The sequence below is a fragment of the Methylobacterium indicum genome, assembly GCF_001043895.1.
Lineage (GTDB): Bacteria > Pseudomonadota > Alphaproteobacteria > Rhizobiales > Beijerinckiaceae > Methylobacterium > Methylobacterium indicum.
Genome location: NZ_JTHF01000171.1, coordinates 1 through 12,110, shown reverse-complemented (window position 1 = coordinate 12,110; position 12,110 = coordinate 1). Strand labels below are relative to the sequence as shown.

Genomic DNA, 12,110 nt, shown 5'->3' with positions numbered 1-12,110 from the left:
TGGCGAGGCCCGGGTTCTGCAGCCCGTCATCCATCACCACCACGTCGGCGCCTTCCGTCAGGCACGCCCGCGCCCCCGCGACCCGGTCGCGGGCGACGATCGTCGGATGCGCGCGGGCGAGCAGCAGCGGCTCGTCGCCGACCTCCGCGGCACCGTGCCGGGCGGGATCGACCCGGACGGGGCCGGCGAGCCGCCCGCCATAGCCCCGGCTCAGGAAGGCCGGGCGCCGGCCGAGGTCGTGGAGCAGGCCCGCCACCGCCAGGGCCGTCGGCGTCTTGCCGGCGCCGCCGAGGGAAAAGTTGCCGATGCAGACCACCGGCGCGGGCACGCCGGTGCCGGCCCGCGCCATCCGGCGGGCGGACAGAGCGCCGTAGACGTGACCGACGGGCGCCAGCAGCCGGGCCGCCGGGCTCGACGTCTCGCGCCACCAGAAGCCCGGGGCCTGCCTCACGAGGCGAACCGACCGGCGATGATCAGCTGGCAGATGAAGGGTTCGAGGGCCGCCATGGCGCGATCGGTGGCGCCGCCGGCCGCCTCGATCGCCGCCGCCCCCGCCCGGGCCATCGCCCGGCCCTGCTCGGGATCGCCGAGCAGGGCATCGACCGCCGCCGTCAGTTCCTGCCCGTCCCGTACGGTCCGGGCGCCCCCGGCGCGTTCGAGGGCGGCGTAGACCTGTGCGAAGTTGCGGACGTGTGGCCCGGCCAGGATCGCCGCGCCGAGACGCGCCGGCTCGATCGGGTTCTGGCCGCCGTGACGCGCGAGCGAGCCGCCGACGAAGACGACCGGGCACAGGCGGTAGAACAGGCCGAGCTCGCCCACCGTGTCGGCGACGTAGAGGTCGACCTTGTCGTGCGGCTGTCCGCCGGTCGCGCGGCGCCCGACCCGCAGGCCCGTCGCGGCGGCCTGCGCCGCCACCTCCGCCCCGCGGTCGGGATGGCGCGGCACCACGAGGGTGAGGAGGCCCGGATGCTTTCGCGCCAGCGCCCGGTGGACCGAGGCGGCCGCGGCCTCCTCGCCCGGATGGGTCGAGGCGGCGAGCCAGACCGGGCGGCCCTGCGTCACGCCCTGGAGCTGGCGCAGCGCCTCGGGATCGGCCGGCGGCGGGCTCGCGTCGAATTTCAGGTTGCCGCCGGTCTCCACCCGGGGGGTGCCGAGGCGGGCGAAGCGCTCGGCTTCCTCCCGGCTCTGGGCGAGGCAGAGCGCGACGCGCGACAGGAGCGCACGGGCCACCGCCGGGGTGCGCGCCCAGCCCCGGGCCGAGCGTTCGGACATCCGCCCGTTGACCAGGATCAGCGGCACCCCGCGGGCGTGCAGCGCCAGGATGGTGTTGGGCCACAATTCCGATTCGGCGACGAGGGCGAGGTCGGGCTGCCAATGGTCGAGGAAGCGGGCGAGGTAGCGCGGCGCATCGAGGGGCACGAACTGATGCAGCGCCCCCCGCGGCAGCCGTCGGGCCAGGAGTTCGGCCGAGGTGCGGGTGCCGGAGGTGACCAGCACCGTGAAGCCGCGCCGGATCAGCCGCTCGACGAGGCCGAGGAGCGACAGGGCCTCGCCGATGCTGGCCCCGTGGGCCCAGACCAGCGGGCCCGCCGGCCGCGGCTTGCCGGGGCGGCCGGTGCGCTCGGGCAGGCGCACCGGGTCTTCCTTGCCGCGCCGGCGCCGCCAGGCCAGCAGCCCCGCGAGGGCCGGTTCGCCGACGATCAACCCGTAATGATAGGCGCGCAGCAGCGCCGGCAGGTCGACGGCCCGCTGCTCGCGGGCGCCCGTCTCTTCGCGCCTCATCGGGCGGAGGCCCCTTTGCGGGTATGGACCGGATCGATCCGGCCGACCTGCGCGAAGGCCCGGGCATGGACCGCGTTGAGATCGGTCTCGATGCGCAGGCGCGCGGCCTCGATCCCCGCCGCGTCGAGGTCGCGCGGGACGCTGATCGGTTCGCCGAAGGCCATCACGCCGCGGCCGAAGGGCAGGCCGAGGCTCGCCCGGTCCCAGCTGTCGAATTGCAGGTAGCGGCTCGTCACCACGGCGGTCGGTACCACCGGCCGGCCGGACATCCGTGCCAGCATCACGATACCCTCGCCGCAGCGCCGCGACACCTTCGGCACGTCGGCGCTGAAGGCCACCGACTCGCCGTCCTCCAGCGCCTTGAGGCAGCCGCGCAGGGCCTGGACCCCGCCCTTGGCCCAGATGTCGCGCGCGCGCCGCGCGCCCGAGCCGCGGATGACCCGCACGCCCATCCGCTCCAGGACGGCGGTGTTCACCCCGCCGTCGACCGAGCGCGACACCATGGTGGCGGCCCGGTCCTGCGGCCGGCGCACGAACGGCACCATCAGGTGCTGGCCGTGCCACATCGCGATGATGAACGGCCGCAGCGGCGTGAGCCAGTCGTAGGCGCCGGGCGGATCGAGGCTGAAGCGGTTCGTGCCCTGCACCAGCTTCAGGTAGCTCGCGCCGAGGTAGCCGAGGCTCTCCTGGGCGGCCCGGCTGCGGGCGATGCGGGTGACGACGCTCATCGGCAGCACTTCGTTCGGGAGGACGGGCTCTTCGGAGCGCGGGACAAGCCCCCCGCGCGGCCTCGCACCCGCGGGACGCAAGGGCCCGCGCGAATCCGGGCGCCGTCATGCTCCGTTCGGGCCCGCGAGGCAACCGCCGCGCGGGCGCAGATGCGGGCAGCGGCGTGCGGCAGCGCACGCCTGCCAGGGCGGACATGATCCCCGCGGAGGGCGGGGGAACTCCGAGCCGCGTGTTGATCCTGGTGAAGGTGGCGGGTCGATCCCCGCGGGTGCGGGGGAGCCTGTCACGATACCAAGGATAGCGATGGTGGTGGCGGTCGATCCCCGCGAGTGCGGGGGAGCCTCTACCAGCTAAATCACTGATACCGTTCACAATGTCAAAGATGCCGTTGGGGAAGGTGTGCGACCGGCGGCGTGTCAGGATGCCCGAGACCGGCCCGGTCGTCGAGGGCCATCGTCCGTGCGACGCCCGGCCCCGGATGGTGCGATGCACGCAAGCCCTTGTTTGGAATGGCTCCAATCTCTAGATTGGAGCCATTCCAGACTGGAGCATGCCCGTGAAGGCCCTGACCGATCTCACCGAACGCGAGGTGCTGGCCCTCGCCATCGCCAACGAGGAGGAGGATTCCCGCATCTACCGCAGTTTCGCCGAGAGCCTGCGGGCCGACCTGCCGGGCTCGGCCGGGGTGTTCGAGGCGATGGCGGAGGAGGAGGCGGGACACCGCGACGACCTCTACGCCGCGTATCGCCAGCGCTTCGGCGAGCACCTGCCGCCGCTGCGGCGCGAGGACGTGAAGGGCTTTCCCCGCCGCCGGCCGGTGTGGTGGCAGGGCCTCGATGCGGCACGGATGCGGCGGGAGGCGCAGGGGATGGAGGCGCAGGCCGCGGCCTTCTACGAGCGGGCGGCGGAGCTGTCTCGCGATCTCGGGGTGCGCCAGCTCTTCACCCGGCTCGCCGAGATCGAGCGCGGCCACGGCGACCGCGCCGCCTCCCTGTCGGCCGAGCAGGAGAGCGGGGACGCCGCCGCCGAGGAGGCACGGGCCGCCCACCGCCTGTTCGTGCTGCGCTACGTCCAGCCGGGCCTCGCCGGGCTGATCGACGGCTCGGTCTCGACGCTCGCGCCGCTCTTCGCCGCCGCCTTCGCCACCCACAACAACTGGCAGACCTTCCTGGTCGGTCTCGCCGCCTCGATCGGCGCCGGCATCAGCATGGGCTTCACCGAGGCCCTGTCCGACGACGGCAGCATCACCGGGCGCGGCTCGCCCTGGCTGCGCGGTCTCGTCTGCGGCGTCATGACGACGGTCGGGGGCCTGGGCCACACGCTGCCCTACCTGGTGCCGGATTCCTGGTCGAACGCCTTCGCGATCGCCACCGTGCTGGCCGCCCTGGTGGTGGTGGTGGAGCTCTGCGCCATCTCGGCGATCCGCACCCGCTACATGGAGACGCCGTTCTGGCGCGCCGCCCTCCAGGTGGTGCTCGGCGGGGTGCTGGTGCTGCTCGCCGGCGTCGCCATCGGCAGCGCCTGACCCGTCGTCCGGCGCGACCCGGCCGCGTGCGGCACCGTGCGCGCGGGGCGGCCCCGAAAGCCGCTCCCGCGACCTTGAAAATGGTCTAGATACAGGGGACCCGTGGGCCCGAGCGGACGGCCCATCAAGAGACGTCCTCCGAGACGCCGCCCGAGGAAACGCCGTGCAGACCAGCTTCACCCCCGCGCAGCTCGCCGATCCGGCCATGGCGGCCTCGGAGAAGATCCTTCGCACCTGCGTGCATTGCGGCTTCTGCACCGCCACCTGCCCGACCTACCTGCTGCTCGGCGACGAGCTCGATTCGCCGCGCGGGCGCATCTACCTGATCAAGGACATGCTGGAGGGGGGCAAGCCGGCGAGCCCGGAGGTGGTCAAGCACGTCGACCGCTGCCTGTCCTGCCTGTCCTGCATGACCACCTGCCCGTCGGGGGTGCACTACATGCACCTCGTCGACCATGCCCGCGCCCACATCGAAAAAACCTATTCCCGCCCGGCGGAGGACCGCCTCCTGCGCGCGGTGCTGGCCCGCGTGCTGCCCTACCCGAACCGCTTCCGCCTGGCGCTCCTCGGCGCCACCCTCGGCCGGCCGTTCCGGGGCATCGCCGCGAAGATGCCGAAGGTCGGCAACCGGCTCGCCGCGATGCTCGACCTCGCGCCCGGCGCGCTGCCGACCCGCTCGGCCCAGGACAGGCCCGGCCGCTTCCCCGCCGCCGGCCCGCGCCGGGGCCGGGTGGCGCTCCTGCGCGGCTGCGCCCAGAGCGTGCTGCGGCCCGACTTCAACGAGGCGGCGATCCGGCTCCTGAACCGCCACGGCGTCGAGGTGGTGCAGGCCAAGGGCGAGGGATGCTGCGGCGCGCTCACCCACCACATGGGCCACGAGGAATCCTCGCACGCGCTCGCCAGGCGTACGATCGACGCCTGGATCGCCGAGATGGACGGCGAGGGGCTGGACGCCATCGTGGTCACGGCGTCCGGCTGCGGCACCACGATCAAGGATTACGGCTTCATGTTCCGCGACGACCCGGCCTATGCGGACAAAGCCGCCCGGGTCTCGGCGATCGCCCGCGACGTCACCGAGTACGTCACAGGCCTCGGCCTGTCCGCGCCGGTGGTCGAGACCGACCTCGTCGTCGCCTACCACTCCGCCTGCTCGATGCAGCACGGCCAGGGCCTGCGCACCGAGCCGAAGGCGCTGCTGGCGCGGGCCGGCTTCACCGTGAAGGACGTGCCCGAGGGCCACATCTGCTGCGGCTCGGCCGGGACCTACAACATCCTGCAGCCGGAACTCGCCGCGCACCTGCGCGCCCGCAAGGTCGCCAACATCGAGCGCGTGCGGCCCGACGTGATCGCCACCGGCAATATCGGCTGCGCCACCCAGATCGGGAAGGGTACCGCCATCCCGATCGTCCACACGGTGGAACTCCTCGACTGGGCGACCGGCGGGCCGCGCCCGGCGGCCCTCGACGGGGTGTCGGACAAGCGGCCGGCGCTGGCGGCGGCGGAATAGGCGGCGGGCGCCCCGGTCGCCGGCCGACGGAATTCAGAGCACCGGCGGCGCCGCAACCTCCGCCGTTTCCCCCGCCGCCGCCCGGCAATCCGCGACGGTCGCCCGGGCGGTGTCGATGGCGATCGACACCGCCGCCATCGTTCGTGAATCGAGCTCGCGCCGGCGCATGTCGCGCACCACCTCGATGGCGAGCTTGTCGATCTCGACGGCAAGGCCGGCGATCGCCTCCGGGTCGCGGGAGGCCCGGGCCTGGTCGGTGATCTCGAGCAGGCGATCGGTCACCTCGTCGATGCGCTCGCGGCGCAGGCTCGCCAGGCGCTGGCGCAGCCAGGCCACCGCCGAGGCGAGGCCGCCGGCCAGGGCCGCGAGGAGGTAGAGCGTATCGCCGTAGCGCTCGACGACGCCGTGCTGCTCGCGCTCGAAATAGTCGATCGCCCCGGGATGGATCGGGATCCGGGCGCTCGTCGCCGCGACCGTCGTCTCGTAGGCCGGCGCCTGGACGTATTCGGCCGCGTCGGTCGCCTCGGCGGCGGCGGTGCGCAACTCGAACAGGTGCTGGGTCACGTCGGCCGCGAGGGTCCGGCTGAGCGACTTGCGGGCCATCAGCCGGTAGGAGGCTCCGACCGTCTTGACGTCGTCCGCCGGCAGCTTCGGCCGTCCGCCGAACAGGCCGGCCGGAACGGTCACGGCCTGGAGGCGGGGGAAGCGCTCGATCACCGCGTCGCTGTCGGGCACGTCGACGAAGGCGAGCTTGCCGTTGCGGGCGATCCCCCGCACCGCCTCGACGAGCCCGCGGGCCTTCGGGGCCGAGGCCGCGATGATGCTGACGAAGACATCCACCCGCCGGTCGCGGATCGCGGCCGCCGCCTCCGATCCATCGAGGGCGACGAGGCGGACCGTGTGGGCCGGCACCGGAGCGCCCGCCTGTCCCGCGTCCTGGGTGTCGAGGGCAAGGTCGTAATAGGCCAGGATGTTCTTGAGCAGCCAGAAATCGGCGCTCTTGTGGGCCGCGATGCCGAGGCGCTTGCCGGCGAGTTTCGGGAAGCCGGTGATTCCCGAAGCCTCCGGCGAGACGATCAGCATCGCCTGGTCGCGCAGGATCGCGAGCGTCAGGGCGTTCGTCGGCAAGAGCACGTCGGGGCGAACCACCGCGAGGTCGGCCCGGCCGTCCTGGAGCGCGGCGGCGCTCTCGCGCACGTCGTCGAAGGACAGGATCTTGAGCTGGATGTTTTCCCGCCCCGCCGCGAGCGCGTCGGCGTAGGCCTTGATCAGGGCCGGCTCGGTCCCGTCCCGCGGGGCGACCGCGATGGTGAGGGTGGTGGCCTGGCTCAAGTAAAGTGCGACCCCGATCGCCGCGGCCAATGCCGCCACGATCAGGGCCGCGAAGGTCTCGCGCCGCAAGACCCAGTCCGGGAGGGCGGGCATCGGCGCGAATCCGGCTCAGAACACCGAGATCAGCACGATCCCGCCGACCATCAGGGCAGCGCCTATGAGGCGCGGCGGCCCGGCCTTGACCTGACGCATGCCGAGCCAGCCGAAATGGTCGAGCGCCACCGAGGTCAGCAGGTTCGCGGTGATGAGGAGCCCGTTCAGTGCGCCGGCCCCGACCTTGTCGACGAAGAGCAGGCCCGCGAAGACCGCGACCGCCCCGGTGAGGCCGGCGAGCGGCATCCACCAGCGCACCCCGGCCAGGTCCTTGCGGGTCGGCAGCGGCGTGGGCTTCAGCAGGGTCATCAGCGCGAAGGCGAAGACGACCGGCAGGAACGACACCGTGGCAGCGAGCCACGGATTGACCAGCGCCCCGCGCAGCTGCGAGTTCCACACCACGCCGATCGCCATCAGGGCGCCGGCCACCAGGATGAACGGGTAGAGCAGCTTGCCGCTCATGCCGTGGCTCTCGCCCTCGTCCTTCTTGCCCGCGGTCTTTGCAATGAACACCACGCCGGCCGCCATCATGAGCCCGCCGAGCCAGGGCAGCGGCTTGAAGCCGGCGGCCTGGAGCCCGAACAGCCCGAACGCGTCGAGGGCGAGCGAGGTGATGATGTTGGCGGTCAAGGTCAGGCCGTTGAAGGGTCCCGCCCCGACCTTGTCGATGAAGGCGAGCCCGCCGAACACCGCGACCGCGCCGGCCAGCCCCCCGAGGGGGGCGTACCAGGGCATTTTTTCCAGGGTCTCGAGGCTCGGCAGCGGCGTCGGCATCACCAGGAACAGGGTGGTGAAGACGAACACGATCGGCAGGAACGACACCGTGGCGGCGAGCCACGGATTGACCATGTGCCCGCGCAGCTGCGCGTTCATCGCGTTGCCGAGCGCCTGGAGCGCACCGGCGACCAGGATGAAGGGATAGAGGAGCGCGGCGATCGACACCGGGACAACCTTCCTGTGGGAGGGGAATCGGACGAGGAGGAGCGGTCAGACGAGAAGAAGACCGGCGAGCGCCAGCGCGAGGGCCGGCGGCATCACCAACAGGCCGAGCTTGAGGAAGCTCCAGAAGCTGACGTCCTGGCCCTCGCGGCGGATGGCCGTGAGCCACAGGATGGTGGCGAGCGAGCCGGTGACCGAGAGGTTCGGCCCGAGATCGACGCCGATCAGCACCGCGCCCGCGACCTTCTCGGGGACGTGCGCGGCCTGGACCGCAGCCCCGGCGATCAGGCCCGCCGGCAGGTTGTTGACGAGGTTGCAGGCGATGGCGATCAGCGCGCCGGCGCCCCAGGCGGTCTCGGTCGGCGCGGCGGTGGCGGCCTGCTTCAGGGTGTCGGCGATCATCGCCAGCACGCCGGTCTTCTCGAGCGCCTCGACCAGCACGAACAGCCCGGCGACCAGCGGCAGCACGCTCCAGGACACGTCCTTCACCACCTCGACCGCGCCGCTCCCCTTGCGGAGCGCCAGCACGATGAGGGTGGTGGCGAGCCCCGCCACGAAGGTCGGCAGGCCGAGATCGCGCCCGAGCGCCGAGGCGCCGATCAGCACCGCGCCGGTCGCCACGATGCCGAGGCCCGCGACGATTCCCGTGCGGGAGAGCGCCGTCGCCTCGACGTCGGTGGCGACCGATTGCTGCTTGAGGGTGCCGTTCTGGGTCAGGCGCAGGACGAGGTAGGTCGTCCCGATCGCGAGCAGCGACGGCAGGGCGAACAGCGCGAGCCACCGGGTCAGCGGCGGCATGTGCTCGGCGAAGACCACGAGGTTCGCCGGGTTCGAGATCGGCAGCACGAACGACGCCGCGTTGGCGATGAAGGCGCAGATGAACAGGTAGGGCAGCGGGTTCTCGACCTTGGCGGCCCGGGTCGCCGCGTAGACCGCCGGGGTCAGCACCACCGCGCAGGCGTCGTTCGACAGAAAAACCGTGACGACGGTGCCGACGAGGTAGACCAGGGTGAAGAGCCGGGTCGCCGAGCCCTGGGCGGTGCGCACCGCGATGCCGGCGAGCCAGTCGAACAGGCCCTCCTTCCGGGCGACCTCGGACATCAGCATCATGCCGACGAGGAACAGGTAGACGTCGGTGCCCTTGAGCACGCCCTCCCAGGCGGTCCCGGCCGGAAGCAGGCCGAGCAGCACCAGGGCGAGGGCGCCCGTGACCGCCCAGATCGCCTCCGGCCAGGAGAACGGGCGCACGATCACGCCGAGGGTGGCGAGGGCGGCGATCGCCCAGGTCGCGAGATTGGGGCTGAGCGTCAGCGCGGCCATCGGGGGAAAGGTCCTGTCGTCACGGTCGGGAGGATCTGAAGGGTGTTCGGCCTAGGGTCACCCGCATTCGCGGCCCTCCCACCCGCGGCCTCATTCCGAGGTGCGAGTGGAACGAGCCTCGAAGGAGGGCCCCAGGAATCACAGTGGGCGAGGCCTCCTGCGAGGCTCCCGTTGGTCGCACCTCGGGGCGAGGTCGCGGTTGGGAAGAATTTCAGCCGTTGCGGTTCGCTTCGCGGAGCGGGTGGTTCTCCATCACCACTGCCGCCCGTTACGGTTCGGTCCGAGCTGCGTCCCCAGGAGTCCCCGCGCCTCCCAGGCGCCGAGCGCATCGGCATCGCTGCCGATCCCGCGGGACGTGGGCAGTCCGTTCGGATCGGTCGCCGGCTCGATCGTGTCGGTGTCGGTGGCGCCCCCGCCCGTCGCTCGGACCGCGATCGCCCGGGCGTCCGCCGGCCAGGCGATGGTGGTCGCGTAGCAGCGTGCGCCGTCCTCCCGCCCCATCGGCCGCCACGCTCCGTCGTCGATGCGGTATTCCACCGTCTCGGCCGGACCCAGCACCAGGGCGCGCAGGGTCACGTCCTCGCCGACCACCTGGCCGGCGTCGCAGGCGAGGCGCCGGTCGGCGGGCGCGGTGATCAGCACGAAGGGCCAGGGCCGGGCGAGCTCCTTGAAGCGCCAGCTCGTCACGCCGCCGTCGATGGCCGCCACCGCGTAGCCGACCGGACCTTCCTCGATCTGCCCGGTGGAGCGGGTCGCCGCGTAGACGGTGCGCCCGTCATTGGCGAGTTCGTTGTAGTGGGTGTGGCCCATCTCGACGAGGCGCACCGGCCCGCGATGGACGAGATCGGCCACGCGCTCGGCCTCACCCTCGCCCTTCAGGTCCGCCGGGTAGCTGTGCATGAACAGGGCGCAAGGACGTGTCCCGGCGCGATCCAGCTCGGCGGCGAGCCAGGCGACCTGATCGGCGCCGAGGCGGAAATCCGGCCCGCCGGAGCCCGGTCCGCACATGTCGAGGAAGAGGCAGCGCACGCCGCGCACCTCCACCGCGTAGGGCAGGCGCGGCGCGTCGAGCCCGCCATAGAAGGCGTCGAGGCTGCCGCCCTCCATGTCGTGGTCGCCGGTGATGACGTGGGCCGGCAGGCGGAGCCGATCGAGGCCGGCCCGCACCAGGGCGTATTGCTCGGGCCGGCCGTTATCGGCGTTGTCCCCGGGCACGAACACGAAGTCGAGGCCCGCACCCTCGTTCCCGGAGACGTCGTTCAGCTGCGCCACGATGGCGGCGAAGTCGCGGGCGTTGTCGGCCTCCGCCCCGGTGAGGTGGAGGTCGCCGATATGCGCGAAGGCGAGGGGGATTGTCATGGCCGCACTCAGACCCCTTGAAGGGCGGGACGACGGGTCGGTCCAGAGGGCGTGCCGGCCTGGGCCGGCTCGAAGCCCCGGGTCTCGGGCATCATCGTCAGGTAGAGGGCAAAGCCCAGGCCCGCGATGCCGGCGAGCGTCAGGAACGCCGTCGAGTAGCCGGCCGACACGATGATCAGCCCCGCGAGGGTCGCGCTCAACGAGGCGCCGAGGCCCTGGGCGGTCGCGACCGCGCCCTGGCTGACGTTGAACCGCCCGGTGCCGCGGGTCAGGTCCGCCACCACGATCGGAAAGAGCGCGCCGTAGACGCCGGCGCCGATGCCGTCGAGGAGCTGCACCCCCACGAGATAGAACGGGTTGTTCGAGAAGGTGTAGAGCACGCCGCGCAACGCCAGCACCCCGAAGGCGGCGAGGAAGATGGGTTTCCGGCCGATCGCATCGGCCTTGTGGCCGACGAACATCGCCACCGGCACCATCACGCATTGCGCCGCCACGATGCAGATCGCGATGAGCGAGGTGGCGTTGTCCTTGCCCGACAGGTGGGTGAGGAGCTGCCCGACCGAGGTCAGCATCGCGGCGTTCGACAGGTGGAAGATCGCCGCGAGCAGCGCGAACAGCATCAGGTACTTGTTCTGCAGGAGAGCGGTCAGGCCGGAAGGCTGCTCGGCGCCGGACTGGTCCTCGGCGCTGTCGAGGCCGCGAGCGAGGTCGTTGTCGATCGCGTCCTCCGGCACCATCAGCATCGCGCCAATCGAGAGGGCGGCGAGCACGCCCATCAGCCAGAACACCACGATCGGCCCGAACAGATAGGCGAGCCCCCCGGCGAGCGCCGCCGAGACGGCGTTGCCGGCATGGTTGAAGCCTTCGTTGCGGCCGATGCGCTTGGCGAAGAGCTTGGGGCCCACCACCCCGAGGGTGATGGCGGCGAGCGCCGGCGGAAAGATCGCCCCGGCGATGCCGGCGAGCGACTGGGTGGCGGCCACCGCGTAGAAATTCGAGATGAAGGGGAGCGCCAGGCAGCTCAGGGTGACGGCGAGCGCTGCCGCGATCACGATGGCGCGCTTGTGCCGGGAGCGGTCGATCAGCGCGCCTGCCGGGGTCTGGGCGATCAGGCCGGCGATGCCGGCGATCGTCATGACCATGCCGGTGGTCGCCTCGTTCCAGCCCTGGTCGGGGCCGCGCACGGCGATGAGGTAGATCGCCAGGTACGGCCCGAGTCCGTCGCGTACGTCCGCCAGGGTGAAGTTGAGCGCGTCGAGCCCGCGCAGCGCACGCCGGGACGGCTGTCGATCGGACGGCGCGGACGCAGAGGCAGGAACGGAGGTTGCCGAGCTCACCGTGATGTCTCCCTGAGGAAGGACCGACCGATCCGGAGCCGAGAACCGGCGAGATCGCGGAAAGTTGCGATGCCATAGGGATTAAGCACCTGCGCGGTGCGTTCGCGCCGCGCAGGTCGTCTTCGGCCGCTGGTCTCAGGCCGGGGTCAGAACCTGCGCGTGGGCGGAGGCGGGGGCGCGCCCGGAC

Annotated in this window: 10 protein-coding genes; 2 read left to right on the top strand and 8 right to left on the bottom strand. The window is 72.3% G+C overall.

The genetic code is table 11. From position 1 onward, the window contains the following. From QR78_RS20090 to QR78_RS20080, 3 genes are all read right to left on the bottom strand, one after another. Nucleotides 1-451 (bottom strand): tetraacyldisaccharide 4'-kinase (locus QR78_RS20090; RefSeq protein ID WP_048429346.1); only part of this gene is annotated, 451 nt, incomplete at its 3' end. Beyond that, entirely contained in the window at nucleotides 448-1,782 is a 1,335-nt protein-coding gene (locus QR78_RS20085; protein ID WP_048429345.1) for a 3-deoxy-D-manno-octulosonic acid transferase, read from the bottom strand. The genes QR78_RS20090 and QR78_RS20085, both read right to left, overlap by 4 nt. Then, complete coding sequence (locus tag QR78_RS20080) at nucleotides 1,779-2,510, bottom strand: lysophospholipid acyltransferase family protein (protein WP_048429344.1); 732 nt, start codon at nucleotides 2,508-2,510, stop codon at nucleotides 1,779-1,781. The genes QR78_RS20085 and QR78_RS20080 overlap by 4 nt, the downstream gene beginning before the upstream one ends. A gap of 557 nt (nucleotides 2,511-3,067) precedes the next feature. On the opposite strand from QR78_RS20080, the gene mbfA reads away from it, so the two are divergent. Together mbfA and glcF are read left to right on the top strand one after the other, a co-directional pair. Continuing rightward, nucleotides 3,068-4,036: an iron exporter MbfA gene (mbfA, locus tag QR78_RS20075; RefSeq protein ID WP_048429349.1), complete on the top strand. Its 969-nt coding sequence runs from the start codon at nucleotides 3,068-3,070 to the stop codon at nucleotides 4,034-4,036. Between the two features lie 163 nt (nucleotides 4,037-4,199). Then, a complete protein-coding gene (gene glcF / locus QR78_RS20070) occupies nucleotides 4,200-5,543 on the top strand; it encodes a glycolate oxidase subunit GlcF (protein WP_048429343.1) in 1,344 nt (447 codons plus the stop codon). Between the two features lie 33 nt (nucleotides 5,544-5,576). On the opposite strand, the gene QR78_RS20065 is transcribed toward glcF, so the two are convergent. From QR78_RS20065 to QR78_RS20045, 5 genes are all read right to left on the bottom strand, one after another. Further along, nucleotides 5,577-6,968: a TAXI family TRAP transporter solute-binding subunit gene (locus tag QR78_RS20065; RefSeq protein ID WP_053220998.1), complete on the bottom strand. Its 1,392-nt coding sequence runs from the start codon at nucleotides 6,966-6,968 to the stop codon at nucleotides 5,577-5,579. A 15-nt stretch (nucleotides 6,969-6,983) separates the two neighbouring features. Next, nucleotides 6,984-7,910: a DMT family transporter gene (locus QR78_RS33040; RefSeq protein ID WP_244276571.1), complete on the bottom strand. Its 927-nt coding sequence runs from the start codon at nucleotides 7,908-7,910 to the stop codon at nucleotides 6,984-6,986. Nucleotides 7,911-7,955: 45 nt separating this feature from the next. Beyond that, complete coding sequence (locus QR78_RS20055) at nucleotides 7,956-9,227, bottom strand: arsenic transporter (protein WP_048429342.1); 1,272 nt, start codon at nucleotides 9,225-9,227, stop codon at nucleotides 7,956-7,958. 252 nt (nucleotides 9,228-9,479) lie between these two features. Further along, a complete protein-coding gene (locus QR78_RS20050) occupies nucleotides 9,480-10,586 on the bottom strand; it encodes a metallophosphoesterase family protein (protein WP_048429341.1) in 1,107 nt (368 codons plus the stop codon). Between the two features lie 8 nt (nucleotides 10,587-10,594). Continuing rightward, nucleotides 10,595-11,923, bottom strand: coding sequence for an MFS transporter (locus QR78_RS20045; protein ID WP_048429340.1), 1,329 nt, complete (start codon nucleotides 11,921-11,923; stop codon nucleotides 10,595-10,597). Nucleotides 11,924-12,110: the final 187 nt, after the last annotated feature.